Consider the following 26,873-nt stretch of genomic DNA (forward strand, 5'->3'; position numbering starts at 1 on the left):
GAAAGGGAACAGGCCCCATGAGCCTCGACTACGAGAATGACGGCGCTCTCCATGAGGAGCTTATCAAGCAAGTGCTGTCACAGTATCCGGACAAGGCGGCGAAGCGCCGCAAGAAGCACCTCAGCGTCGCGACGAACGGGCAGGAGGCGGAGGAGGAGGGAGAGGTCCTCTCCGAATGCAGCGTCAAGTCGAACATCAAGTCCATACCGGGCGTGATGACGATCCGCGGCTGCGCCTATGCCGGCTCCAAAGGTGTGGTTTGGGGTCCGGTCAAGGATATGGTCCACATCTCACATGGGCCAGTCGGTTGCGGTCAATATTCCTGGTCGCAGCGCCGAAATTATTACGTCGGTACGACGGGCATCGACAGCTTCGTGACCCTGCAGTTCACCTCCGACTTTCAGGAGAAGGACATCGTTTTCGGCGGCGACAAGAAGCTGGAAAAGATCATCGACGAGATCGAGGAGCTGTTTCCCCTGAACAATGGCATCAGCGTGCAATCGGAATGCCCGATCGGCCTGATCGGCGACGACATCGAGGCGGTGTCGCGCAAAAAGGCCAAGGAGCACGAAAAGACGATCGTACCGGTGCGCTGCGAGGGCTTTCGCGGGGTCTCGCAATCTCTTGGTCACCACATTGCCAATGACTCGATCCGCGACTGGGTCTTCGACAAGACGGACGTGGAGTTCGAGGCCGACCGTTTCGATGTTAACGTCATCGGCGACTACAATATCGGCGGCGACGCGTGGGCTACGCGCATCCTCTTGGAGGAGGTGGGTTTGCGCGTGGTCGGCAACTGGTCGGGGGACGCGACGCTTGCTGAGGTAGAGCGCGCACCGAAGGCCAAGCTCAATCTCATTCACTGCTACCGGTCAATGAACTACATCTGCCGGCACATGGAGGAGAAGTACGGCATCCCCTGGATGGAATACAATTTCTTTGGTCCCTCCCAGATCGAAGCCTCTCTGCGCAAGATAGCCAAGCATTTCGGGCCCACAATCGAGGACAAGACCGAGGCGGTCATCGCCAAGTACCGCCCCTTGGTCGATGCGGTCGTCGACAAGTATTGGCCGCGCCTCGAAGGCAAGACGGTGATGCTTTATGTCGGCGGACTACGCCCTCGGCACGTCATCACGGCCTATGAGGACCTCGGCATGGTGATAGTTGGCACCGGATACGAGTTCGCTCACAACGATGACTATCAGCGCACCGGCCATTACGTGAAGAATGGCACGCTGATCTATGACGACGTGACCGGTTACGAGCTGGAAAAGTTCATCGAGGGGATCCGACCTGACCTCGTGGGCTCCGGTATTAAGGAGAAGTACCCGGTGCAGAAGATGGGCATCCCGTTCCGTCAGATGCACTCCTGGGATTATTCCGGTCCGTATCACGGCTATGACGGCTTCGCCATCTTCGCCCGCGACATGGATCTGGCCATCAACAACCCGGTCTGGGACCTCTACGACGCCCCCTGGAAGAAAAAGGCCCTGCCGCCGGTGGCGGTCGCGGCCGAATGAAAAATGGCCTCCCAGGAGCAGGGGGGCCGAACGCCCGTGACCCTTGATCCGCGGGAAACCTGAAACGTCTCGACGTCCTGTGCCGCCGCCTGGCGCGCCAGATGAAAAAGAGGTTACCACCCATGCCGCAGTCGGCCGAAAAAGTCCTCGACCATGCTCCCCTGTTCCGCCAGCCGGAATACAGGAAGATGCTTGCCGAGAAGAAGTTGAATTTCGAATGTCCGCACCCGGATCGGATTGTTACCGATCAGGGCGAATACACCAAAACGTGGGAGTACCGCGAAAAGAACCTCGCCCGCGAAGCCCTTGTCGTGAACCCGGCCAAAGCCTGCCAGCCGCTCGGCGCCGTCTTCGCGGCCGCGGGCTTCGAGCGGACCATGTCCTTCGTCCATGGCAGTCAGGGCTGCGTTGCCTACTATCGTTCGCATCTGTCGCGACACTTCAAGGAGCCCTCATCAGCGGTTTCGTCCTCGATGACAGAGGACGCGGCGGTGTTCGGCGGCCTGAAGAACATGGTCGACGGACTCGCCAACACCTATAGCCTCTACGACCCGAAGATGATTGCTGTCTCGACCACTTGTATGGCAGAGGTCATTGGCGACGACCTGCACGGCTTCATCGAGAACGCCAAGAACGAAGGTTCAGTCCCGGCCGACTTCGATGTTCCTTTCGCTCACACGCCAGCGTTCGTCGGCAGCCATGTCGATGGCTATGACGCCATGGTCAAGGGCGTTCTGGAGCACTTCTGGAAAGGCCAGGAGCGCAAGGAATCCGGTGGAACCATCAACATCATTCCGGGATTCGACGGCTTTTGTGTCGGCAACAACCGCGAGCTCAAGCGCCTGCTCGACCTGATGGGCGTGTCCTACACGTTCATCCAGGATGCTTCCGACCAGTTCGACACGCCTTCGGACGGCATGTATCGCATGTATGACGGCGGCACGATGATTGAAGACGTGAGGGCGGCACTCGGTGCCGAAGCGACACTGTCGCTGCAGCACTACAACACCCGCAAGACGCTGGAATATTGCAACGAGGTCGGGCAGGCGACGGCCTCGTTCCATTATCCTCTTGGTGTCCAGGCTACCGACGAATTCCTGATGAAGGTCTCGGAGATTTCCGGCAAGGATATCCCAACGGCAATCGGTATGGAGCGCGGCCGACTTGTCGACGCTATGGCGGATAGCCAAGCCTGGCTGCACGGCAAGAAATACGCGATCTACGGCGATCCTGACTTCGTCTACGCCATGGCCCGGTTTGTGATGGAGACCGGCGGCGAGCCGACCCACTGCCTCGCCACCAATGGAACACCGGCCTGGGAAGCTGAGATCAAGGAACTGCTCGCATCCTCGCCCTTCGGCAAGGATGGCCAGGTCTGGGCGGGCAAGGACCTCTGGGCCATGCGCTCGCTGCTCTTCACCGAACCGGTGGACCTGCTGATCGGCAATTCCTATGGCAAGTACCTGGAGCGCGACACCGGCACGCCGCTGATCCGGCTGATGTTTCCGATATTTGACCGGCACCATCACCATCGCTTCCCTCTGATGGGCTACCAAGGGGGCTTGCGCGTCTTAACGACGATCCTCGACAAGATCTTCGACAAGCTCGATCGCGAAACGATCAAGGTAGGTGTGACGGACTACTCGTATGACCTCACCCGCTAAGAGCGATGGTTGGCCTTCGCTAAAGGCCAGCCATCTTAAAATGGACTTGGAGTCCGGCGCGATGCCCCCGCTCACTGCCAAAATCCAGGATGTCTTCAACGAGCCCGCGTGCGAGAAGAACCTCGGCAAGGATGCCAAGGCGCGCCAGAAGGGCTGTTCGAAGCCGCTGACCCCCGGAGCGGCCGCCGGCGGCTGCGCTTTCGACGGGGCCAAGATCGTGCTGCAGCCGATTACCGATGTTGCGCATCTGATCCATGCACCGATCGCCTGCGAGGGCAATTCCTGGGACAACCGCGGCGCGGCTTCGTCGGGGGCAACGCTGTGGCGCACAAGCTTCACGACCGACCTGACCGAACTTGACGTGGTGATGGGGCAGGGCGAGCGGAAGCTTTTCAAAGCGATTCGCGAGATCAAGGAAACGTATGCGCCGCCGGCGATCTTCGTCTATTCGACCTGCGTGACGGCGCTGATCGGCGACGACATCGAGGCGGTGTGCAAGCGCGCCGCGGAAAAGTTCGGCTTGCCGGTGGTGCCGGTCAATGCACCGGGCTTCGTCGGCTCCAAGAACCTCGGCAACAAACTCGCCGGCGAGGCGTTGCTCGATCATGTCATTGGCACGGCTGAGCCCGACGATATCGGCCCTTACGACATCAATATCCTTGGTGAATTCAACCTTTCCGGCGAATTCTGGTTGGTGAAGCCGCTCCTTGATCGGCTCGGCATCCGGGTGCGCGCCTGTATTCCGGGCGACGCGCGCTACCTCGATGTTGCCTCGGCGCACCGTGCACGGGCGGCCATGATGGTGTGCTCGACTGCGCTCATCAATCTTGCCCGCAAGATGGAGGAACGCTGGGACATCCCGTTTTTCGAGGGCTCCTTCTACGGCATCAGCGATACCTCGGAAGCACTCAGACAGATCGCCAAGCTGCTCGTTAAGAAGGGCGCCGGTCCGGAGCTCCTAGAACGCACGGAGACACTGATCGCGGAGGAGGAGGCGATTGCGTGGAAGAAACTTGAAGCATACCGGCCGAGGCTTGAGGGCAAACGCGTGCTGCTCAACACCGGCGGGGTGAAGTCCTGGTCGGTCGTCCATGCGCTGATGGAGATCGGCATCGAGATCGTCGGTACCTCTGTCAAGAAATCGACGGCCGAAGACAAGGAGCGCATTAAGCAGATCCTGAAGGACGAGAACCACATGTTCGAGTCGATGGCGCCCCGCGATCTTTACTCCCTGCTCTCTGAAGATAAGGCCGACATCATGCTGTCTGGCGGGCGAACGCAATTCATCGCGCTGAAGGCCAAGACGCCCTGGCTGGATATCAACCAGGAGCGCCACCATCCCTACGCCGGGTATGGCGGCATGGTGGAACTCGTACGCCAGATCGACCTTGCCATTCACAACCCGATCTGGCGTCAGGTGCGGGAGCCGGCACCGTGGGAATACCAAGCTGCTGTCGACGAGGAACTGCCAAGTACGCCGTGGGCGAGCGAGACCGTCCACGCCTTCAAAAAAGTAGTAGCACAACTGCCGGTGGTTTCGGCAAGCGTTGAGGAAAGCCGATGACCCGCATTCTTCCCCAAACCAAGTGGGCGGCGGTCAATCCGCTTAAGTCCTCGCAGCCGCTGGGTGCCGCCCTTGCCTTTCTCGGGATCAATGGTGCGGTACCGCTATTCCACGGCAGCCAGGGCTGCACGAGCTTTGCGCTGGTACTTCTCGTGCGGCACTTTAAGGAAGCCGTTCCCTTGCAGACCACGGCGATGGACGAGATGGCGACGATCCTCGGTGGCATGGATCATCTGGAGGAAGCGATCCTCAATCTAAAGACCCGCACGAACCCGAAACTGATCGGGGTCTGCACGACGGCGCTGGTGGAAACCCGTGGAGAGGATTTCGCAAGGGATCTCGCGAACATCAAGATGATGCACGCTAAAGAACTCGCAGGTACGGAGATCGTTTTGGCCAACACGCCGGATTTCGAAGGCGCGATCGAGGAGGGCTGGGCCAAGGCTGTCACGGCCATGATTCAAAGGATTACACGGCGCGGCGAGCAGCCGCGGCAGTCGAAGAAGGTTGCGATCTTGCCAGGCTGGAACCTCACGGTCGCTGACATCGAGCATTTGCGCGAAACGGTAGAAAGCTTCGGCCTTAAGCCAGTGATTCTGCCTGACCTCTCCGGCTCGCTCGACGGGACGGTGCCTGACGACCGTTGGGTGCCGACCACCTATGGCGGCACAACCGTCAAGGACATCCAGGAGCTTGGCACGGCAGTGCAGTGCATTGCGATCGGCGAGCATATGCACCGTCCGGCGGAGGTGCTGCAGAGACTGACCGGAGTGCCTTATGCGGTGTTTCAGTCGCTCACAGGTTTGACGAACACAGACCGTTTCGTCTCGCTGCTTGGCTGGATTTCCGGTGGGCCGGTGCCAGCGAAAGTCCGCCGTCGCCGCGCACAGCTACAGGACGCCTTGCTCGACGGGCATTTTCATTTCGGCGGCAAAAAGATTGCCATCGCCGCCGAGCCGGACCAGCTTTACCAGCTCGCAACTTTCTTCACCGGCATGGGCGCCGAAATCGCGGCGGCCGTCACCACGACCGGCACCTCGAAAATTCTCGAGCAAGTGCCGATTGAGCAGGTCCAGGTCGGCGATCTTGGCGATCTTGAGGGTCTTGCCGCGGGCGCTGATCTTCTCGTCACACATTCGCACGGACGCCAGGCGGGCGAGCGTCTTGGTATTCCGCTCATGCGCGTCGGTTTTCCGATCTTCGACCGACTCGGCAGCCAGCACAAGCTCACGATCCTCTATCAAGGGACGCGCGACCTGATCTTCGATGTCTCGAACATCTTCCAGGCCAACCAGCACGCACCGACGCCTCAATCACTCGATACATTGCGTAACCGGGAAATGCCAGATGACAGCCGCCCGCCGACTCTCGCTCGTCACTGACGAGGTTCACCCACAAAGGCCGAAATGGAAAGCCGGTTCGTTGCGCGTAGCGATCGCCACGCAAGACATGAAGAGCCTCAACGCCCATTTTGGATCGGCCAAGCGCTTCGCGGTCTATGACGTGACGTCCGATGACTGGAATTTCGTGGAAGCGGTTGCCTTTGAAGATGTTTCCGACGAAAGCGGGAAGCACCGGATTGAGGGCGATGACCGAATTACTCCGAAAGTGGAGGCGTTGAAGGGCTGCCACCTGCTATTTTGTCTGGCGATCGGCGGTCCTTCGGCAGCCAAGGTTATTTCGGCGAAAATCCATCCGATCAAAGTGCCGCAGCCTCAATCCATCGAAGACGTACTGTTACGAACCCGGACGATGCTCAAGACGGCTCCTCCGCCCTGGTTGCGCAAGGTGCTCACGGAGGCAGGCGCCACCGAAAAGAAATCCTTTGAGGATGAGGACTGAACGATGAAAAGACCGAAAGCCACTGCGGATAGTCCTGCTGTCGACGCGGACGAGACGACCCTTGCCACACCTTTCCTCAAATGCCTCATGCGGCTGATCCGCGCTCAGGATTCCTACGGATCGTGGGAAGGCAAGGCGGATACCGAGCTGCTGGCCGACTTCATCGTCACCAAGGAGCAGCGCCGTGAGATCCCGATCATCGGTGATCCCGACCCGGACATGCTGTGGCGGCTGCAGATTTTCTACACCTGCGTCGGGCTTGTGATCGAGCAGCGCTCCGGCTTGGTGGTATCGTCGACCATGATGATGAACCATGAGGGCTTCGGCCGCGTACTCCTCACAACCGGGCGGTTGGTTGTCCTGTCGAAGACCCTTCGCGACGTCCACCGGTTCGGCTTTGACACGCTTCGCAAACTCGCTGAGGCAGGCGCGAAACTGGTCGATGATGCGATCGCAGCCATCGAAACCTATCCCGACGTGGCGCGCGTGTGACGGGACCGGTTTTCGAACTAGGGGTCATGTCAGGCCTTGAGGACATGTGATGGCCAGCCCACTCAACCGAGGCGGTCGAGGCCGATTTAGTTCTCGGGGTAGCGCTGATGAAGCCACTGGTCCTGATCTGTTCGCAAGATGCGGAGTTGTATCTGTTCCTCAGCCACATCCTGGGGGTGGACGGCTTCACAAGTGAGCCGGCAGGTGGCGTGGAGGAAGCACTCGCATTGGCCGATGAAAGGGAGCTCCAGGCGGTAGTGCTGGACTGCGGGCCAGCAAGCGCGTCAGGTTCCACACTCTGCGCCCGGCTTAAGGGGGAGCCCCGGACAGGCGGCCTGCCCGTTATTGCCCTGATCGCGCCCGGCGCCGAGAACCAACACCTCGATCTCTTGAAGGCAGGCATTGACGAGAGTTTTGTGCGGCCAATCGCGCCGGCCAAGCTGCTTGACTGTCTACGGACGAAGCTGGCGCTGCCGAAGCCTGGTCCAAACGGGATTGAAAACGGCAGCTGGCTCTGCTGCGGCAACCTTGAGATGAAGCTCGATGCCCACCGAGTTCGCGGCAACGGCCACGACATCCATCTCGGACCGATCGAGTTCAACCTGCTGCGGCATTTGCTCGAGGCTCCCGGCAAGGTCTTCAGCCGAGACGAGCTGATCGGGGCGGCCTGGCCGGACAATATCCATATCGGTGCACGCACCGTCGACGTCCATATCAGCCGGATCAGAAAGGCGCTGAAGGCGGCCTCGCCCGGCAGCGTCATTCGTACCGTCAGATCGGCCGGCTACGCGCTCGAGGTGCCGGACGGCTAAATAGCGAATGCGTGTGGTGCCATTACCCATCTCCGTCGTGCTGAGGGCAAGTATTGGGCTTCGAAACGCGCCTACAGCTACGACATAAGCAGAAAGAAGATGGCCTCTAAAAAGCGTATTCAGTGTGACGGGTCGGGTAGCACCTTCAGCGTTTTTCGGTCCGGCCGGCCCGATCCGCGCCCCGGAGAGTTCACCGGCTGGCACATGCCGGCACTCATTCTGGCCTTCTGCGCCACGATCATCGTCGTCGATCTGACGATGGCGGTACTGGCGAGCCGCAGTTATACCGGCTTCGCCGTGAAGAACTCCCATGTCGCCCAGCTAGGAATTCAATCGCAAGGCGGGCGAGGGGCACAGGCGGCGCGCGGATGGAGCTGCCCCTTGCAATCGGCGATGGCGAGATCCGCTATCGCCTGAGGGACCGGAAGGTCAAGAAGCTAATGCTAGGTGGCGTGAAGGGGACGATGATGACGAGCTGGCTGTAGCCAAACGCAGTCAAGTCCATCTGCTCTTCCCGCAACCCGATTACATGTTGAGTTGTCCGTGGCCACGCTTTTCTGCCGGCGCGAAGCGCGTAGTGTCCAAAACCTGACAGTGGCAGAAAACATGTCGGGTTCAATGAAACCGCCCATCTTGGCACATGGAGGTTTTTCAAAGCGTAAACATGCGCTTACTGCGAACTGAGCGCGCGCTGGCACGGCCTTTGCTAATTGAGATGCGGCAACACTGAGTGAAGGCTGGCTACACGCAGACGCGTGATACGAGCGCTGCGTTCCTTTCCTTGAACCCGTGTGCCCCTCTCTAAGAGGCAAACAAGCTTGCGCATGCCAATAGGCGTTGCCGAATGAAATCATGCTTCGAGGAAGAGGACTGAAAAGAGGAGAATATGAGCATCGGGGGTCCCGATCCGGACGTGCTGTGGATACTCGACATGGTTTACACTGCCGTGGGGCCCGCGAGCGAGGAGCGCTCCGGCCCGACGACTTCGCAAATGATGGAGATGAAACCCATGAGGGCTTCGGGCGCGTGCTTTTCAGGGCGAGTCAGTTGGTCGTTCTGTCGAGACGTCCACTGGTTCGGCTGCAAGACGTTTCGGAAACTCGCATTTGCCGGTACGAAACTGGTCGACGATGCGACTGTGGCCATTGAAGCCTATCCCGACGTAGCGCGGGCGTGATGAAACCAATTTTCGAGGAAGGATTAATGTCAGAGCTTGAGCAGTTGCAGCAGAAGATCCGTAAGCTGCAGTCGCGTGCGGGAACTGCGAAGGTGGAATTGCACGACCTTGCCGAGGACATCCCCCTCAACGGGACAGAGATCAAGGCGGTTGCCGAGAAAACGTTCGCCGTTTCCGCCGAGTTGGACGCGGCCAAGAAAGATATCGCTGAGTTGGAGAATTCGCGATGACGAGCGCTTTCGTCACCCGCGACGGCTCCAAATGGATGCCGGAGTACCTCACCGCTATCGAGGGCACGACCTGCATCGGCTGCGGCCGCTGCTTCAAGGTCTGCTCGCGCGAGGTCATGCACCTTTACGGCGTCGATGACGCGGGTGAAATCCTCGGCGTCTGCGACGGCCAAGACGACGATTTCGATGGCGAGCTCAATCGCATGATCATGGTCGTCGACCATGCCGGCCGCTGCGTCGGCTGCGGAGCCTGCGCCCGCGTCTGCCCGAAGAACTGCCAGGCCCATATTGCGGCCGACAAGGTCGCTACATGATCTGGCGGACAAACCAGGAGAACGGCGTTGCCCTTTAGAATCTTTTATCGCGTCCTGTTGCTGGTCCTGTGCAGCAATGCTCTGAGTGTCTACTTCGCTTCTCATTCCATCCGCACAGTGGTCGTCACAACGCTGGCTTGTTCGCTGCTCCTCCAGGTTGGTTATTTTGCAAGCGTGCTCTTTCTGATCTGGCGGTCTAGCCGCGCTAGCAGAGCTGGCCAAATGGCTGAGCATTTCGGCAGTTGCAAGGAAATTGGATACTAGCCGTCAGACGATGATGAGGTCAGGAATGAATCTTCAGACGTGCCTCAGTTCGTTCCAATAGGCGGCATATCGCTGCTCCGTTGAGGCGCGGTGACAAGATCAGAGCTCACATTCGCGCCACTTTGGATCAACCGTGAACATTGAGCGGGTCGTTCATGGAATGCTATGCTTGGTATGATCGGAGGAGTCCGCATTCCGGTCGTCCCAATTCCGGGAGATGCAGTTTTTCTGTTCGATAGGCATTGGCAGTCTATCGCAGCCTGCATATCCGTTGCTTGGTCTCGATGACGGATGACGCGCTGGAATCAATGATAGACGTTTTCTGGAATATCGAGCAACGCAGCTAGCCTCAAATCAAACACGCCCCTTAAAATGACTCGTGCATAGCTAAATTCAGCTCAATCACGTGTTGCCGGAGAGAACATGTTAGAAAAATTCGAGCGCTATCCGCTCACCTTCGGACCCACGCCCATCGAGAAGCTCGACCGCCTTGGCAAGCATTTAGGGGGAAAGGTGGAAATCTATGCCAAACGCGAGGACTGCAACTCCGGTCTTGCGTTTGGCGGAAACAAGCTCCGGAAGCTCGAATACATCATCCCCGACGCGATCGCGTCAAATGCCGATACGCTTGTCTCCATCGGCGGCGTGCAGTCCAACCACACGCGGATGGTCGCCGCGGTCGCCGCCAAGATCGGCATGAAATGTCTCCTGGTTCAGGAGAGCTGGGTACCACATGAGGATGCCGTCTACGACCGGGTCGGCAACATTCTCTTGAGCCGCATAATGGGAGCAGAGGTGCGCCTGGTCGATGGTGGCTTTGACATCGGCATCCGCTGCAGTTGGGAGCAAGCGCTCGATGAGGTCAAGTCAAGGGGCGGCAGGCCCTACGCGATACCGGCGGGGGCCTCAGTTCACAAATATGGAGGCCTTGGGTACGTCGGGTTCGCGGAGGAGGTGCGCGCCCAGGAGAAACAGCTTGGGTTTGCCTTCGACTACATCGTCGTTTGCACGGTCACGGGTTCAACGCACGGCGGTATGCTCGTCGGATTTGCCAAGGATGGTCGACAGCACAACGTGATAGGTATCGATGCCTCCGCCACCCCCGCGCAAACCAAGGCGCAGGTGTTAAACATTGCGCGGCATACTGCGAAGCTCGTCGATCTCGGAATGGAGGTCGTCGAAGACGACGTGGTGTTGCACGAGGAGTACGCGTACCCGTGTTATGGCATGCCGTCCGAGAAAACCAAGCATGCCATCCGTCTGTGCGCGCGGCTCGAGGGTATAATTACCGATCCAATTTATGAGGGCAAATCGATGCAAGGGATGATCGATCTCGTCCAGAAAGGCTTCTTTCCAGAGGGATCGAGGGTCCTCTATGCGCATCTCGGCGGTGCGCCCGCGATCAACGGGTACGGCTACACCTTTCGCAACGGTTGACGCGCGACAGACTGCGATTTCGCCGTCCTGCCGTGCCGGTGATGCGCTTCAGCTTAGCAAATCGAGGAAGCTAGTTGTTGGCTGCCTCCAAGGCGAAGAGGATCGATTCCATTCGAAATATGAATCGGCGGATAGAAAAGTCAAAGAGCACCTGATCTTGTAGCATCTTGTCAACCTCGTGCTCAGCCCAGCACTGAAGTGTTTCTACACTTTCACTGACCCAAGTTGGGGAGAACCGGCTTAGTCCAGTCCCAGATCCAGATTGAAGTGCTCAGTGAACCGCACCGGGTTTTCAAGACCCTCAATCTCATTCAGTCAGTGACAGTCGAGACGCTGCAAAGCAGTCCGAAATCCTCGACATCGAGCATCGAGCAGATCGGCAACAAAGCCCGCTCTGATCGACGCAGTTCCACACGGTATGAGTGGCCACACATCCGGTGACGGCGATGGGTTTCTGGCACCCGCGGAAGGCGGTGCGTTGCGTCGAAGGTGAAATTCTGCGTAATCTTCTTCATGGGATCCCTAGAGACTTAAGCGTTTGAAGGCTTAACCCCAGCGGGCCACAGCCGCCGCCACAGGCTGTTAGAAGGGTCTGCTGTATGAGCAGTTGTGTGCGCTCCAAGGCATGAAACCCGTTCGTGTTGCTGCCGAAGGGACCTGCAGCACTCAAAATGCTGTGCCGTATGCGCCTGTCACACATCAGCAGCCGTTGGCGCTAAGCTTGTAACTTTGTTGAGGGGTCGGCGCTTTCTGGGACGATAGCGGATGCGTCAACTACCAGATGCCGTAGTATCAAAGTCTGGTAGAAAGCTCTAGAACCAAGTTCGGTCCAACGCATTAACCGCGAGATATCGGAATGCAGAGTCAACGCGACCACGGTGGAGGTTCGAAATGCGTCTGTGAAGCAGTTGAGCTTCCGCACAAGTCCGGTCTCCAAACAAGATTTGTCGGAAGGCACCGACCTTCCAAAGTTCCGTCCGGACTGTTCTGACCTTCTTCTAGGCGAAACTGAAGAACAACCGCGACCAAACAAAACGCGTTTAATCACTCTCACGCTGAACGCGACGCCATGCAGAGGGACCATGAAATGAATACAGACGTTTTTACGGCTCATGAGTCTAACGTTCGTCGCTATGGGCGGTCGTTTCCCACAGTCTTTACGAAAGCTCTTGGGGCGACAATCTGGGACGAGGCCGGCAGACCTTATATCGACTTCCTTGTAGGGTCTGGCGCACTCAACTATGGACACAACAACCCGAATATTCTTGGCCCAGCAGTTGAATACCTTGCCGGCAAAAATATTCTTTTGTCGCTTGATATGTATACAGCGGCAAAGCGCGACTTCATTGAAGTGTTTGTCGAGTCAATCCTGAAGCCCAGGGGCCTTACTTACAAGATACAGTTTCCGGGCCCGACGGGCACCAATGCTAACGAAGCGGCGCTGGCGCTGGCGCGCAAATATACCGGCCGTTCGAGTGTGATGGCCTTTACGAATGCGTACCATGGCATGTCGCTCGGCTCCCTGGCAGTGTCGGGTTCGGCATCAACAAGGGAGCTTGGCGGCGTTGCTCGCCACGATGTAATCCGCGTCCCTTACGACAGCTATCCGAACCAAACTTTCGATTCCGCGGGTTACATCGACTCCGTTTTGGGTGATGCAGGCAGCGGTGTAGAGAAGCCCGCTGCACTCATTCTGGAGACCATCCAGGCCGAAGGCGGCATGAACACCGCATCCGCTGCGTGGCTATCTGAGATTCAGCGCATTTGCCGTAAGCACGGCGTTGTTTTGATTGTCGACGACATTCAGGCAGGTGCAGGACGAACCGGCGACTTCTTTTCATTTGAGTTCGCGAAAATTGAACCCGATATCGTGTGTCTCTCGAAATCTCTGAGTGGTTCAGGAAATCCGTTCTCAATTGTGCTGATTCGCCCTGAGATGGACGTATGGAAGCCCGGCGAACATAGCGGGACTTTCAGAGGCAACAACTTCGCGTTCGTGACCGCAGGTGCCATGTGCAAAATGTGGTCCGACGAGGAGTTTACTGCAGGCGTCGAGCGGACAGCCGTTAAACTGCAAGGACGCCTTGATCGCCTCGTTGAGAAATACCCAAATTGCATCGAACAAAAGCGCGGTCGCGGTCTGATGGCAGGTCTCAAGTGCCGATCACCGGCAATTGTCGCCCGTGTGCATGATGTCGCTTTCGAAAATGGGCTGCTGATCGAAGCTTCAGGCCCGAATCGCGACGTCGTCAAAGTCCTTCCGCCGATAACCATCAACGATGAGGAACTCGATCATGGCATCGGGATCCTCGATCGCGCATTGCAGGAGCAAGCCAATGACGACTAACAAAGTGTCTCACACGCCGGCCGTTTCCCCCCTTTCGATCAGAGAGCGAGTGGGTTCGATCAGGACTACCGAGATCATCTCCGTCCTGAAAGGCGAGATCACCGGTCTGCATATCAAGAACGCGTTTAGCAACGAAGTAGCCGAGGAAATCACCCAGAACTTTAGTCGCAGTCCCGGCCTCAAGGAGCGCAAAGACGGAGTTCCCGGACAGTATGTAGGCGCATCTCATTACAGAAAGGATGCGATCAGCTATTTCTCGGACTCGGAAGATGCGCGGCCGTTCATTGACATGCTTTTTGGCGATCTTGTTGACCCCGTTCGCGGAATATTCTGTGCGTTAAAGCGCGACCTTCAGCATCAAGGCATTGAACTGCGGCTGGCCCAGTCGGAGCACGGTCAGGCTAATATATGTCGCGCTATCAGCTGGTGTGGTAGCGGCCCGTATGCTCTGGCGCCTCACGATGATGTCGCTCAAGTCCTATGTGCTGGAAGCGATTTTGAGCTTTCCGCAGTGGCAAAGAACACAGTTGGGGCGCTCAATTTCTATCCGAGCATGACCAAGGAAGGTGGCGATTTGCGTGTATGGAGCCACAAGCCGACACCCGCCGACCGAGAAGCACAGGGAGTTGAGACCACGGGATACCCCTATTCGACAACCTACCTCGAAGCTGTTCCCTACCAAGACTTGCGGCTCAGGGGCGGGGATATCGCCCTGATCGACGGCGGGTTCATTCACGGCGTCACCAGTAAATCAAACGGTGAAAAACCTCGACTGGTGCTGAACAGCTTTTTCGGGTTCGCCCGGCCGGATCTTGTTCTCTGGTGGACTTGACGGGCTGTAAAAGCGACCCACTGATTTGCGCCGACAGTGAAAATATCACATCCGTCATCGTAGCAGGGAGATCCTTCAGTCACAGACCCTCGCGCTCATCGGAAAGACCGACTATCATGATCCCGTGGCCCCCATGGAGCGTAGAGAGCGCAGTTACCGCAATAGCTTTTGAGGCACTGAATTGTAATAATGCGATCTCTGTCATAACAGACGATTGTGACGTCGGAACAAATATCGTAAGCGGCAGGAGACCCCGTCTGGCGGAGGGTGAGCGTTGAATATCGGTAGCGGACACGATGAACTGCTGTGAGCTTCTACGTCTGCGCGCAGTTCTGGAGCCAGAACCTTCCATATGACCGGAGCTGTTACCGACTTCGCCTCGAGGGTGCGCTGCGGCAGCTTAGCTGGCGCAGGTCGGACGAGTCAAGGCACGGGCGGGGGCTGGCACTGGAGCCAGGCGCGAGCGTCTCGGCGACTGGGCATCGGATCGGCATTCACTCGTCGCAGCTCTTTGGCTGGCGCCGTGCGGCCCTGAACGCTCGGAAGGTTTCCACGGAGCCAGCGCGTCGCGAGGTTGCCAACGATTGGTCTTCGACCAAAAACGGCAAGAGAAGCGCGTTTCAACTGGTAAGCTGGAAGAGGTGCTCGGCATAGTTCGACGGTCGGCATAAACGGCAAAGATGAACAACGTCGATCCGCTTGCCTGGCTCACCCAGACCCTCGAGCGCTGGCCCAGCAGCGAAATCGATGCACTCGTGCCGTGGAACTACGCCGCCTGAAAGGCCTCGCCTTGCCGCTTACCAAATTCTGCCAATGCCGCTTTTTAAAACTCTATAATTCCTAAGTTTAAAGCTTTTATGGCTGCTGCCGTCCTATTCGAAGCGTCCATTTTTCGCATTACGTTTTTCACATGGAAATTCACTGTATCAACAGATATTCCTAAAATCTGTCCTATTTCCCACGAGGATTTCCCTCGGGCTATCCATAAGATACACTCGTTTTCTCTTGGGGAAAGGTCGGGTTCGCTCTTAATACCGCTCGAATTAACGAGCCTAACATTTGTGACATTCAGATGAAAATGCAGCGCCGCAAATTGCAAGTACGAGATTGTTCTATTTTGGAGTTCGCCGTTCCAGGATTGAGCGAAGCTCATGATTGCAAAGCTGCGGCCGGGGCCGTGCAATGGAACGCTAAATCCTGACCCTAAGCCGAACGTCGCAGCCTCGTCGAGAACGCGCCGTTCGTCTTCCGTTGTGGTTATGTCGTTGTACACCTCGCTCCATCGAAAGGGATCTGCTCGCGTTCGACACGTCTTGATGATGGGGTCTATCCTGTCATAACCCTTTTCGAAATAGCGCTCCTGCCATTTCTCAGGAAAATGCAGCAAGACGGGCGCATCGCGTCGGGCCGACCTTGAACCTTTTTGGTTCGATGTAATTGAGCCATAGGCGACCCAGCGGCAATCAAAATTCAGAGCAAAAGCAGACAACATGTCGAACAACCGCTCGGGTTGAGCAACGCCATCGGTCTGTTCGAGAAATCGGCCGAACTCGACCGCAAACGGCTCCCCGGTAGCCTCAGGGAAATGCATCGCTGTTCGGACTTTGGTTGACCGCCCTCGAAGTTGAGAGACCGCAGTCGTCCGCGCGCGTTCCATAGTCTCTTCTCCGCAGCCATTTGCGCTGGAAGTTGTCACTGGCGCCGATACCCAAAGCTGCTAAGCTCTCCGCGCCGTGATCGACAGGCCGGCATCGCCAAATCTCTATCACATACACGCGATGCATCAAGTTATTTTGAGTTAAGTATCCGTTGCGCTGGATTTCCTGAGGTTTAACATTGCAATGTTATGATTCTATAATATTTCGTCGTTTTGACTACGCCGAACATGTCAATATCTGCAAGTGGTCGCCAGAGTACGTCAGTTAGCCGGCGAGCCACTGTCCTGCTTCCGTCAACGGATCGCGAACAACCAGGGCAGAAGCGCGAGTATGGCGATACTCACCAGATTGAAGAGTATTCCGCGCGCGATTGCAGCCCTGATTTCCGAAGAAATCGCCGCGAAAGCGCACCCGCCATCGACCTCGGCCTTGCCGAGGATGCCGAGCACGTCAGTCCGAACGGCGGAATCATCGCGCTCAGCCGCCGCTGGGCATGGCGGACCGCGCATTGCCGGCACGGCCGCGCGGAATTCGCTATATAGCCAGGATGTTGTCGGACCAGCTTTGAGCCCGCGCCGAGAGATCGGCGATAATCACATGCGGCTCTGCTTCGACTTCACGCGTTATACGGCTTGTGCGCAGCGTGGCGCGGGCCTAAGGCCGCTGATGGTGTTCCTTTTAGCGACGATCATCTCTTACTTGGCGCCACCTGATCTGGTTCGGGGAGGTGAGTGGCCGCAGATTGTTCCTGTTCGCCAAGGGCCGGAAATGGTGTGACCGACCAATCGATTAAGTCGACGGCACGTTGAAGTATCTCCGCGGTCTTACTTGGGCTGGGTGAAACGGCGATCACATGTCCGATACAATCTCGGAAATCGCCTTTCCTGACGATCGGCGTCTTGGATTCAGCATACAATTTGACCTCGGCGACGCCTGGTACGGCAGCCGCCCGACTGCCGCCACCGATCCATTCGAGGGTGCCATCGCGATCAGGAACCAGGAACCGCGCGGCCGCAGTCTGCGAATGTGTTCTGCGCAAATCCCATTCCTCGCCGATGACAAGCTTGATGTGCTCGGTCACGAGATCGACGCCGTAAGCTAACTCAATCAGCTTAGGTTCCCCTCCCGGAAGACGCGGATTGATTTCGATGACGACCGGGCCACGCTGCGTCCACCGGAGTTCTATGTTCGTTGGCCCCCAGCCAAGGCCGAGAGCTCGCAAGCAACTCAGCGAAACATCGGCGATACGTTTATGCTCGTCATCAGTCAGCGGGGCCGGAAAGGTCGTCTCACGCACGACGAATTGTGGTGGGGGGTGGAAGTCAGCGGCACCAATCGCGATAACCTCATTTCCCATTGTATCAGCGCTATAGCATGGGCCTTGCGCGAATTCTTCGACCAGTATCCTCGGCGAAGATCGCCATATGTGGTCCCCGCCGACCAGGTAGGTCGTATGCTCGGCCAATTCATCGGCGTTACGGCACAACCGGACACCGATACTGGCGCTGCCTACCGCTGGCTTGACAATCACCGGCAGGCCGATCTCCGCGGCAAAATTTTTTACGTCGGCCACATTCGCTGCCAGGCGATAAGCAGGTACCGGGACACCAGCCTCCGCGAGGAGCTGACGTTGAGTGAATTTGTCGCAGCATCGTTCAATGGACATGGGATCTGGTCCCGGCAGATCGAAATGCCGGCAGAGCTTAGCAACCGTCGCATAGAATGCTTCCCTGACGCTCGTGATGCCGGCAATGTCATAGGTCGCACGTAGCCGGGAACATTCGCGGATCAGCGCATTGAGATTGCCTGTATCGACACGGATTGCCTCAATGTTTTCCGCCGCAAGATAGTCGTAGCAGCCTGGATCAGCCGCCAGGGTAATTGGATGAAGCCCAAGACGCTGGGCCGCTTGGACGGATAGCGGGCCGTTACCCCTTGAACCTTCAAGCAGGATGAGCGCTCTTCTTGCCATTGGCTGTTGCCTCCAACGTTGCGTGCTTCGCCATCAGCTTTACAGCCATGCCTGACCTCAGACTTTGCGGTGAAGGTAGCACTGTGAGCTATCTGCCTTCGCAAAGATTCTGTAAAGTTATTTGAAGGATCTGTTGCAACAGTTTGGTTACCGCCCGTGTGGCACGGAGCCCTTTGACGAATTTCGAAGGACTGCGATCGTCAATGGATGCTATGAGATCTATAAAAGTCTAAACTTAGTCTGACAGACGGTGCCATAGGCTAAAGCGAAGCTGGGCGTGAACCAACCTTGCCCCTCTCGCAGCCGGACGCTGGCGTGCAGGCGAACGGCTCAATTGAATATATGCGGGAAGCAGCGGTCGTAACGCCGGTCCTTGCCTACGAACACGGTCTCCACCTACGTCTTCATGTTATGGCACGAAGCCTCCCGCTTCTCCGTCACCATTGGACGATCAACTTGAAGGAGGGCAATATGACAATGGGTTTGCTCGCGATCGACCTTGGGACGCAGTCACTCTACATGGGATCGACGTCGATGTGGTTGTTGTAGCCGAGCGAAGGTGGCGCCACCGCTCATCATTGAGGTCACTGGTTTATGGCCAACGGTCGAGGAATCAAATTGATCAATCGGCGCTAAGTCAATCGATTTGTATGCGGCTCGAAGAAACAATGCTGTCGACGCCGATCTATGAAGGAGCGAGATCGGCAAAATATCCAGTCGGGCCACCCGCGCTCCTTTCCCAATCCGCAATCAGCCGCATAACTGCATCCGAGTTCAGAAACTGAGCGGCCTAGTCTAGTGGCCATCCATGAAAGCAGCAAGCTTTTGGAATTATTGCGGAAAGCGCACTTTTGTGGGAAGGTCCCGCGGTTTTAGGTACACTTAACATCGGACCACTGACTCCCAAGACAAACCCGCCCCCATCGGAGCCGACAGCGCGCGAACAACGCACCGCCGAGGGTGTGCGCCGTGGCAAGGCGGCGCTTTCCAGTGGGTGCAAGTCCGACCCGGCAACCGCTCCAGCCGGAAGCAATCGGAGCAGGCATGGAGGAGACGACATGTCTGAAGCCTTCGATCAGCGGGTCACGAAATTGGTGACCGCGCGAGTGTGCAGGCCGACCCCTCAACCCTTGTGGGGAAGGCTGATATGGATGGGTGAGTTTGATCGACGTTTGAACCCATCTGCTGCACCGGGGTAGTGGCGGCAGCATGTACACAAGGAAAGCGCACGCAACATGGGAAGCCCCAGGACGCGGTCAAGGATGACCAACCGGACGCCCGCGAGGGACAGGCCGGGCGGCCTGGGGTGGCGGAGAGGCTCGTAGTACCGGGGAAGCCGGGTAATGCCGGTGGAGGGAAGGGGCCTCAGTTCAAGACGAACGCAACAAGTGGAGAGGGACCGGAGATTGGGAAGCCTATCAACTCCGACAAGTGTCCAGAAACTGCAGACGGCGTTACACGCGAAAGCGAAGGCAGAAGCCGGCTATCGCTTCTACGTCCTGTACGACAAGATCAGCCGCGAGGATGTTCTGGCCCATGCCTATGCTCAGCGCCGCTCGAACAAGTGTGCACCGGGGATGGACGGTCAGGACGTACGGGCTGGAGCGGTGGCTTGGAGAACTGGCGCTTACGCTCAGAAAGGAGACCTACCGACCGGAACCAATCAGACGCGTGTTCATACCGAAAGCCAACGGCAAACTCCGGCCGCTGGGCATCTCGACTTTCTGGGGTATACGAACGGATGTACTCGGCGAGAACCGGACAGGCCCGCCTGGGCTACCGGCCATCAGTCTTTTGCAGGACTGCGGTCGGGTGATGGTCGTCTTCGCGCGGCCTTGAGCTATCTTCAGCAGACGGCGGCACAGTTGCCGCTCGAGACAGGCTCGGCCGTTGGACTCTGGCAGGCCGAGGTGCGCCACCATCAGCCGCTGATCGCGCGGATCATTGCCCAGACCGAGCGGCGGGTGCTGGCAGACGAAGCGGTGCCGGCCAGCGAGAAGCTTGTCAGCCTGTTCGGCCGCATACCGACGTTATAGTCTGGGGTAGCCGCGACGTCGATTACGGCCGCAAGTTCAATCTGGCCGCGGGCGAGAGCGGACCGATCCTCGATCTCGTCATTGAAGCCGGCAATCCGGCCGACAGCGAGCGATTCTTGGCCTTACTGGAGCGCCACATCGTCTATGGCGAGGCGCCGCTGCAGGCGGCACCGCAAGCGTGATCGACGGCGGCCGTTCGATAGCGTAATGCATCGATGTCGCTGAAGAGGGCTTCACTCTATGCCCATCGTCAACATTCCGCGCCTTTTCGATCTCATCCTTCGGGCAAATCGTCCAACCAGCAGGCGCCCTCGAGGTACGGCCGGGAAAAGATCTTTCCAATCTTTTCCCGAGTCTTGTTTTGATGGTATCGCATATACACGCGGCCATCGGTTCCAAGGTCGAGGATCTCGATCTTTCCTGTGTAATGGGACATGATGTATTTGAATGTCTTTTGGATGCCGCTGAGACGTTGGTTGATGCCGTGCGCAATCTCTAGCCCGCGGCGCAGTGGAACCTGAAAATGCGACGCGCCTTTCACCGGCCTGCCCTGAAAGAGGTAATATGGGCGGACACCCATGTGGTGACACTTGGCGAAGGTCGCAGCCAAGATCTCGGGATCATCGTTGACTTTCGCGAGGAGCACGGACTGGTTGAAGAATTGCACGCCCTGTGCGCGCAGAGAGCGAATGTTGCTCTCCGCATCGACCGAGATTTCACCGATGTGGTCGAAATGTGTGACAATCACCGCGGTCTTACCCGCTTCATGGATCCGTTGGAATAAAGCCGATAGAGCGGGATCCTCAAACCGCTTCGGCTCATACGCGACCGCTTTTGTGCCGAATCGAATTGACTCCAAGTGTGGGATCGGCAGTAGATGATCCAGGATTTTGTCGATCTTAGCGGTGCTGAGCACGAACGGGTCGCCTCCCGACAGCAGCACGTTCGTCATCTCGGGATGGTCGGCAATATAGCGCGCAACCTTGGCGAAATCAGGTGCAATTTCATCGGAGTCCTTGCCGACAATGCGTTTGCGAAAGCAAAAACGGCAATATGAAACGCAACGGTCCGTCACCAGCAACAACCCGGTTTGGGCATACTTGTGTTGAAGTCCGGGCACGACAGTGTTGTCGTACTCGCCGCTCGTATCCAGATTGCCGGGACTCTCGAACTCCTCAAGTGAGGGCTCCACAATATACCTAAGCTGGTCATAGTAACGACCGTTGGTGATCTGTTCACGGTAGAATTTTGCGACATGATAACGCGTGATGCTGTTGGCTTGTAGCTCGCCCGCGGTGACGACGCGCGTCCCTTCGATGAAATTCATGACCGTAGTTCGGGATCCCGGACCCGAGTTGGCGGGCGATGATTGGGGCGGGCAAACGCCAGTCGTTGCCGAGGTCGCCCGCGCGTTAGGATTGCGATAGCTCAGGCCCAGATCCGAATAGTCGACCGCGGTCGCCTCCGGATAACGTGTCTCCTGTGCATCAAACGGCTCTTGAATGCATTGGTCCCGCGGATGGGCCGCTTTCGTCGGGTTAGGCTCCACCAGAAGGCGGTGATGTTCCTCCGCCAACAGGAGCGACTCCGACCAGGCCCGCTGCCCGGAATCAACCGCCATCTGGCTTAACGCCTGTTGCAAATAACCCACAAGCCGCTCGACGGTACTCCGCTCATATAGCTGCGTCGCGTAGATGAGTCTCCCACGAATCGCCTCGCCGACCTCAGCAAGGTTAAGCGCAAGGTCATATTGCGCAACACGGTCGTCAACGCTGACATGTTCAAGTTCAAGCCCCGGCAGCTTAGCCAGCTCCGGGCCACTTTTTTGCCATTCAAGTATTACCTGGAAGATCGGTATGTGTGTTTTGGGCGGGCTGACGAGTTCGACCACTTGCTCAAACGGTAGCTCTTGGTTCGCCCGCGCCGCAAGCGCGGCGGCATTCACCCGTTCCAGCAATTTCTCCAGAGTCGGATCGCCCGACAAATCGATCCGCAATGCCAGACTGTTGACGAAGAGGCCGATCAACTGCGCGATCTCGGGGCGCGTACGGTTGGCGCTCGGCCAGCCGATGACCAGTTCCTTCTGACCCGACAATCGCGCAAGCACTAGCGCCCAGCCCGCCAGCAGAGTCACGAACAGCGTCGTCCCGTGATGCAGGCTCAGCGCCTTGAGTTGCGTTGTCAGCGGTTCATGCAACACGAACTCAACGTAACTGCCGCTGTAGTCCTGTTGCGTGGGGCGTGGTCGGTCTGTCGGCAGCTTCAGCACCGTTGGCGCGCCCGCCAGCGCCCGGCGCCAGTATTCCGACTGACGTTCCAATACCTCGTTCGCCAGCCAACGGCGCTGCCAAACCGCGTAGTCCGCATACTGCACCGGCAACGGCGTCAGCCGATCCATGCGGCCCTCCCGGGCCGCGGCATAGAGTTCGCTGAGTTCGCGTGTCAAGATCTTCCGCGACCAATCGTCCGAGACCATGGGGTGCATGCTGATCAGCAGCACGTGGTCGTCCACCGCCAGGCGCGCCAGCCGTCCGCGGATCAGCGGCCCGGCGTTGAGGTCGAATCCTGCCTGCGCTTCATGGCGCATCAGATCCGCGAGTGTCGCCCCCACATCCGATGCCGCCGTCAGGTCGTCTGGTTTCAGCGGCAGGTCGACGTCCGCCGGTCCGATCCGCTGGAACGGCTCGCCGTCATCCACCCCGAAGGTGGTGCGCAACACCTCATGACGCGTCACCAACCCGTCCAAGGCCGACTGCAGGGCCACCTCGTCCAGCTCGCCGCGAAGCCGAAGCCCGATCTGGATGTGACGGGCCTCGCTACCGCCCGCCAGACGCGAAACGAACCAAAGCCGCTGCTGGGGGAATGACAGCGGCACCCGCGACGGACGCGGCAAAGCTTCGATTGGCGGGACGGCACCCAACAGTGCCGCGTCCATCGCATTGACTTGGATCGTTCGGGCCAGTTTCATGTAGACCCCCTGGGCCGGAGACTGCGAGACCGCTATGATCGTAACGGATCCCTCGCCGTGTCCACGCAATAGGCGTGCCAACGAAGAGGTTGTGTGAGCAAGAGGGGAAAGCATGTGTCTCGTACTGCAACGGCGGAATACTTGCGCCTCAGTGTGTCAGGTTTTGAACATAGAAGTCTTCAACCGGACACGACTGGCCCAGAACGTCTATGACGACGGTCGCCTGCCGGAGATCGTGAATGCGAGGTCCGGTGAGCCGGCCTCCTCGCTCAGACCGAAGGTGGCGGTTGGCGAAGGCCTGGATAGAAGACAAAGCGCCCTAGCCGCTTCCACATCACGTGGTTACTGAAGCCCAGCATTAATGCACCTTTGGCTTGATTGACGATGATCCTGCTCGATCCGATTGGTCAAATGCGGATCGGTTTCAGGGTCCGCCGCGACCGATCCCGCAGGCGCGGGGTAGGGATGATGCACTCCGATCGGGCATGGCGCAAGCGCCTTCCGAAGAAGCGCTTTGCTGCCGCAAAGTCTCGGTGATTGCAAAGAAGAACTCGACTATGTCACCAACGCTGTCGATCGCACCGTAACAGATACAGCCTTTGGCCCCACACCCTGATGTAGGTTGCGGATTCCGACCTCGAGCCGGCGCCAATCCGATCAAAGACCGGCCAGTTTTTGGCACTGAACGTTACCTCCTGGTCGGCAAGTTTGGCATCCAATGCTCCGCGACAAACGGAGAGATTTTGAAGCCGGCAAAGAGAAGGCTGTCCATGAAACAATTGAGACAAACGCTGCGGCTTGCCGGCGGCGGGGCGAACTCCAGCGAGATTACGGTCGTATTTGGAATAGCGCGCAGTACGGCGCAGGATAATCCGCAGTGCTCCGCGGCGGTTGGATTGAACTGACCCTTGCCGGGCGGGGACTGACTGACGATGCATCTGAGCACATGCTGTTCAATCGCAACGGCGTCAAACCGTCAAACAGTGCGCGAGACGACGCACGGAACCGAACTGGGCCGCTTTCGGTCGAGCCTAAGAAGCCATGCGTCAGCCTTTTATACGGGGAGTATCGCGGGTCGCATCCCGGCGGTTACGGCTACAGCCGTTATGCGGCGCCGAAGCTCAGGTTGCGGCTGCAGGGGTGACCAGGAATCTCAGCGATTTCCCCGGCTAGCGCCTTGGCGAGCCTTGAAGTCGAAACGTAGCATCCTCGTGCCCAGCAAAATGAGAGTTTTGAATTAGCGGATCTGTACCCGGGCAGAGATCGCACAACGCGGAATCGTAGGACAGACATGAGTATCGAAGGCCGGGAGATGTGCTTCGTTCACTGCTAAGGCTTCAAGTGTGCGGCTTCCGCGTTTGGCGGCGATCAGTTCCAAGAGACACTCCACCGCCGCAAATGCGGGAGTCATCGTGTGAAAACGCGAAGGCAGTTCGGTGCGAACGCGGATTACAATTTCGGAAAGCTTGGCAATTGGAGATAGTTCGCTGTCGGTCAAAACGACTAGCTTCGCACCTCGCGAGACCGCGAACTCGGCGGTCTGCATTGTGTAGCGACTGTACGGGCTAACCGTAACGGCTAGCAAAACGTCTCGTGGACCGACATTCCGAACTGCATCATGAGCCGTGCCGCCTATTCTGTCGATCAATATTGTGGGCGAGCCTAGCAATGACCCGACATAGTGCATCTGATGGGCTGCAAGAAAACTTGAGCGGAGGCCGATGCAGAAAATGTGTCGAGACTCAATCATGAGATGGGCGGCTGCTGTCAGCACCGCAACGGCGGAGGGCTGCGCGAGGTCCATTAGATGGCCACGCAAGGCGTCGATCGTGTCGGCGATGTGCGTGTCATCGCCCTCGGCCTTTCGTCGCACCAGGAATCCCTCTGCGGGCCTCGCGAAGCTTTCCGGCCGGCACCTGATGCTGTCCGCGAATATATCCTTTAATTTGTCGAAACCATCGAAGCCGAGGCGCTTTGCAAGCCGCGTTAGTGTCGCTGGAGGCACTCCTGCTCGACGCGCCTGCTCCCTCATCGACAGCAGCGCCACCTCCGTCGAATGGTCGAGCAACCAACGTGCGGCGACCTTCATTTGCCGCGGGAGCAGCTCGTAGCGGTCCTTGAGAGCACTTGCGATGGGCAAATCCATTACGATACACCTCGTAGATCGAGTCGATAGGCGCTGAGAAGCAGCAAACTCGGTCATTTCTTTCTCAAACAGTTATAAACGCTCCCTCTTCGTCGAGGGACGTGCGACAATACGCGCTGCCTCGGCGCCGACTGGATCGGGCCCGCATGCGCTGCGCCGCTGCCGAGAGGCAACTCGATTGAGATCCCACAGCCGGTCGTAAGATCGATTACTGCATGTGGCGCGGTCCCGTCGCCTTGAGTTTCTGTCGCTGGATCAGCCGACCTGCCCACTAGCGCGGATGAGATCGGTCGCAAGCAGCAGGGTATTCCCGCGGTTCATTAGGTACCGCCAGGGTATAGGCACTAACTTGAAGGACTTATCATGACCACTGAACTCCGCGGGCATTGCTGACATTCCCGGTGACAAAATCATTGAAGCAAGTTGCGTGCCGTACTGGTTGCCGTCCGCGCTTCTCCACTCGTGCGGCCCGGCGTAGGAGACTCTTTGATCGGGTTTACGACGTTCTTGTCCGGTTTCGGACACCAGAATGTTTGCGGATAGGCACGAACAGAGGAGGGAATGAAAGGAACCTCCAAATAGGCAACAGCCGCGACCGGAACCGAACTTAATCCTCAGTCCGCGAGGACAACCGCAATGTCGCGCGAATGGGTCTGCTTCTCGCCGGCTTTCCGGTGAGTGTTCCGTGCACGATGACTGCTGTGCAGCTCGGCGACGGACGCGGCGGCCCGCACCATCAGGGTCGGCGAAATATCGCTTGCCGTGGAGGACGGGTGCGATCTCGCGGGTAATCCGAGGTTGCGGCCGCTCGTGCCGTTCTGTGAAGGTGCAAGAAGCAACTGATCGTCGTGGGAAGGACGGAAGAAAGAATGCTGAAAACCCCACGCTTGATCAGATGCAGACCTCGCCTTGGCCGGCATGGCCGCCTGGGGTGGAATTGTCTGAACAGAACAACGCCAATGAGTTCAGCCGGCCGGCGGTGACGGAGGCGTAAGGTGATCGCGTTGATCAGCAACGCCCGCGCGCGGCCGCCTCGGTAGTGCTGCGAAAGCGACAAGATGAGTAGGTCGCGCATAATGCGCTCGACTAGGATGGCTCTGCCTCGAAGGCGCTTTATGCGGCCTTGAGTGTGCGGCGCACCATTCCGCGGGCTTAAGTGGGCTGATAGTATCCTTTCAGCGACGATCATCTCTTACTTGGCGCCACCTGATCTGGTTCGGAGAGGTGAGTGGCCGCAGATTGTTCCTGTTCGCCAAGGGCCGGAAATGGTGTGACCGACCAATCGATTAAGTCGACGGCACGTTGAAGTATCTCCGCGATCTGAATTTGGCTGGGTGAAACGGCGATCACATGTCCGACACAATCTCGAAAATCGCCTTTCCTGACGATCGGCGTCTTGGATTCAGCATACAATTTGACCTCGGCGACGCCTGGTACGGCAGCCGCCCGACTGCCGCCACCGATCCATTCGAGGGTGCCATCGCGATCAGGAACCAGGAACCGCGCGGCCGCAGTCTGCGAATGTGTTCTGCGCAAATCCCATTCCTCGCCGATGACAAGCTTGATGTGCTCGGTCACGAGATCGACGCCGTAAGCTA

The 26,873-nt window shown here is 58.0% G+C and carries 20 protein-coding genes and 6 pseudogenes; 18 read left to right on the forward strand and 8 right to left on the reverse strand.

The window, feature by feature from the left end; translation table 11 throughout:
• The first annotated feature begins 17 nt into the window (after positions 1-17).
• From nifD to ACFHWW_RS05075, 13 genes are all read left to right on the forward strand, one after another.
• Positions 18-1,520, forward strand: a complete 1,503-nt coding sequence (gene nifD, locus ACFHWW_RS05015) for a nitrogenase molybdenum-iron protein alpha chain (protein ID WP_379937489.1) — start codon at positions 18-20, stop codon at positions 1,518-1,520.
• Positions 1,521-1,642: 122 nt separating this feature from the next.
• Entirely contained in the window at positions 1,643-3,184 is a 1,542-nt protein-coding gene (gene nifK / locus ACFHWW_RS05020) for a nitrogenase molybdenum-iron protein subunit beta (protein ID WP_379937518.1), read from the forward strand.
• A 61-nt stretch (positions 3,185-3,245) separates the two neighbouring features.
• Entirely contained in the window at positions 3,246-4,748 is a 1,503-nt protein-coding gene (gene nifE, locus ACFHWW_RS05025; protein ID WP_379937490.1) for a nitrogenase iron-molybdenum cofactor biosynthesis protein NifE, read from the forward strand.
• The gene (gene nifN, locus ACFHWW_RS05030) at positions 4,745-6,130 is read left to right on the forward strand and encodes a nitrogenase iron-molybdenum cofactor biosynthesis protein NifN (protein ID WP_379937492.1); all 1,386 of its coding nucleotides are present in this window, start codon (positions 4,745-4,747) and stop codon (positions 6,128-6,130) included. Before nifE ends, nifN begins: the two co-directional genes overlap by 4 nt.
• Positions 6,096-6,590 carry a nitrogen fixation protein NifX gene (nifX, locus tag ACFHWW_RS05035; RefSeq protein ID WP_379937493.1) on the forward strand — a complete coding sequence of 165 codons (495 nt, stop codon included), beginning with the start codon at positions 6,096-6,098 and terminating at the stop codon, positions 6,588-6,590. Before nifN ends, nifX begins: the two co-directional genes overlap by 35 nt.
• A gap of 3 nt (positions 6,591-6,593) precedes the next feature.
• A complete protein-coding gene (locus ACFHWW_RS05040) occupies positions 6,594-7,082 on the forward strand; it encodes a NifX-associated nitrogen fixation protein (protein WP_379937494.1) in 489 nt (162 codons plus the stop codon).
• Between the two features lie 107 nt (positions 7,083-7,189).
• Complete coding sequence (locus ACFHWW_RS05045) at positions 7,190-7,894, forward strand: response regulator transcription factor (RefSeq protein ID WP_379937495.1); 705 nt, start codon at positions 7,190-7,192, stop codon at positions 7,892-7,894.
• A 99-nt stretch (positions 7,895-7,993) separates the two neighbouring features.
• Complete coding sequence (locus ACFHWW_RS05050) at positions 7,994-8,311, forward strand: FixH family protein (protein WP_379937496.1); 318 nt, start codon at positions 7,994-7,996, stop codon at positions 8,309-8,311.
• Positions 8,312-8,780: 469 nt separating this feature from the next.
• Positions 8,781-9,071: a DUF269 domain-containing protein gene (locus ACFHWW_RS05055; RefSeq protein WP_379937497.1), complete on the forward strand. Its 291-nt coding sequence runs from the start codon at positions 8,781-8,783 to the stop codon at positions 9,069-9,071.
• Positions 9,072-9,097: 26 nt separating this feature from the next.
• Positions 9,098-9,301 (forward strand): CCE_0567 family metalloprotein, encoded by a 204-nt coding sequence (locus ACFHWW_RS05060; RefSeq protein ID WP_379937519.1) that lies wholly within the window; start codon positions 9,098-9,100, stop codon positions 9,299-9,301.
• Positions 9,298-9,615, forward strand: coding sequence for a ferredoxin III, nif-specific (gene fdxB / locus ACFHWW_RS05065; RefSeq protein WP_379937498.1), 318 nt, complete (start codon positions 9,298-9,300; stop codon positions 9,613-9,615). The genes ACFHWW_RS05060 and fdxB overlap by 4 nt, the downstream gene beginning before the upstream one ends.
• 57 nt (positions 9,616-9,672) lie before the next feature.
• The gene (locus ACFHWW_RS05070) at positions 9,673-9,879 is read left to right on the forward strand and encodes an exopolysaccharide production repressor protein (protein WP_379937520.1); all 207 of its coding nucleotides are present in this window, start codon (positions 9,673-9,675) and stop codon (positions 9,877-9,879) included.
• A gap of 423 nt (positions 9,880-10,302) precedes the next feature.
• Positions 10,303-11,316 (forward strand): 1-aminocyclopropane-1-carboxylate deaminase, encoded by a 1,014-nt coding sequence (locus ACFHWW_RS05075; RefSeq protein ID WP_379937499.1) that lies wholly within the window; start codon positions 10,303-10,305, stop codon positions 11,314-11,316.
• 175 nt (positions 11,317-11,491) lie between these two features.
• Here ACFHWW_RS05075 and ACFHWW_RS05080 read toward each other — a convergent pair.
• Positions 11,492-11,831: pseudogene (locus ACFHWW_RS05080) on the reverse strand (6-pyruvoyl trahydropterin synthase family protein); the annotation flags it as partial.
• A 572-nt stretch (positions 11,832-12,403) separates the two neighbouring features.
• On the opposite strand from ACFHWW_RS05080, the gene ectB reads away from it, so the two are divergent.
• From ectB to ACFHWW_RS05095, 3 genes and pseudogenes are all read left to right on the forward strand, one after another.
• The gene (gene ectB / locus ACFHWW_RS05085) at positions 12,404-13,663 is read left to right on the forward strand and encodes a diaminobutyrate--2-oxoglutarate transaminase (RefSeq protein WP_379937500.1); all 1,260 of its coding nucleotides are present in this window, start codon (positions 12,404-12,406) and stop codon (positions 13,661-13,663) included.
• Entirely contained in the window at positions 13,653-14,495 is an 843-nt protein-coding gene (locus ACFHWW_RS05090; RefSeq protein WP_379937501.1) for a hypothetical protein, read from the forward strand. Before ectB ends, ACFHWW_RS05090 begins: the two co-directional genes overlap by 11 nt.
• 671 nt (positions 14,496-15,166) lie before the next feature.
• A pseudogene (locus ACFHWW_RS05095) lies at positions 15,167-15,274 on the forward strand (transposase domain-containing protein); the annotation flags it as partial.
• 44 nt (positions 15,275-15,318) lie between these two features.
• Here ACFHWW_RS05095 and ACFHWW_RS05100 read toward each other — a convergent pair.
• The 3 genes from ACFHWW_RS05100 to ACFHWW_RS05110 form a co-directional block, all read right to left on the reverse strand.
• Complete coding sequence (locus ACFHWW_RS05100; RefSeq protein ID WP_379937502.1) at positions 15,319-16,152, reverse strand: autoinducer binding domain-containing protein; 834 nt, start codon at positions 16,150-16,152, stop codon at positions 15,319-15,321.
• A 294-nt stretch (positions 16,153-16,446) separates the two neighbouring features.
• The gene (locus ACFHWW_RS05105) at positions 16,447-16,602 is read right to left on the reverse strand and encodes a hypothetical protein (RefSeq protein ID WP_379937503.1); all 156 of its coding nucleotides are present in this window, start codon (positions 16,600-16,602) and stop codon (positions 16,447-16,449) included.
• Positions 16,603-16,841: 239 nt separating this feature from the next.
• The gene (locus tag ACFHWW_RS05110; protein WP_379937504.1) at positions 16,842-18,125 is read right to left on the reverse strand and encodes an ATP-grasp domain-containing protein; all 1,284 of its coding nucleotides are present in this window, start codon (positions 18,123-18,125) and stop codon (positions 16,842-16,844) included.
• Positions 18,126-19,951: 1,826 nt separating this feature from the next.
• Between ACFHWW_RS05110 and ACFHWW_RS05115 the strand changes: the two are divergent.
• Positions 19,952-20,331, forward strand: a pseudogene (locus tag ACFHWW_RS05115) (ISNCY family transposase); the annotation flags it as partial.
• 104 nt (positions 20,332-20,435) lie between these two features.
• Here ACFHWW_RS05115 and ACFHWW_RS05120 read toward each other — a convergent pair.
• The 3 genes and pseudogenes from ACFHWW_RS05120 to ACFHWW_RS05130 form a co-directional block, all read right to left on the reverse strand.
• Positions 20,436-21,488, reverse strand: a complete 1,053-nt coding sequence (locus ACFHWW_RS05120; protein WP_379937521.1) for a KamA family radical SAM protein — start codon at positions 21,486-21,488, stop codon at positions 20,436-20,438.
• 237 nt (positions 21,489-21,725) lie between these two features.
• Positions 21,726-23,243 (reverse strand): annotated as a pseudogene (locus tag ACFHWW_RS05125) (condensation domain-containing protein); the annotation flags it as partial.
• A gap of 1,123 nt (positions 23,244-24,366) precedes the next feature.
• Positions 24,367-25,275 carry a MurR/RpiR family transcriptional regulator gene (locus ACFHWW_RS05130; protein WP_379937505.1) on the reverse strand — a complete coding sequence of 303 codons (909 nt, stop codon included), beginning with the start codon at positions 25,273-25,275 and terminating at the stop codon, positions 24,367-24,369.
• 623 nt (positions 25,276-25,898) lie between these two features.
• Here ACFHWW_RS05130 and ACFHWW_RS05135 point away from each other — a divergent pair.
• Positions 25,899-26,055, forward strand: a pseudogene (locus ACFHWW_RS05135) (3-oxoadipyl-CoA thiolase); the annotation flags it as partial.
• A 405-nt stretch (positions 26,056-26,460) separates the two neighbouring features.
• Here the strand turns inward: ACFHWW_RS05135 and ACFHWW_RS05140 are convergent.
• A pseudogene (locus ACFHWW_RS05140) lies at positions 26,461-26,873 on the reverse strand (hypothetical protein); the annotation flags it as partial.

It is taken from the genome of Sinorhizobium sp. P24N7 (assembly GCF_042436655.1).
GTDB lineage: Bacteria > Pseudomonadota > Alphaproteobacteria > Rhizobiales > Rhizobiaceae > Sinorhizobium > Sinorhizobium meliloti_A.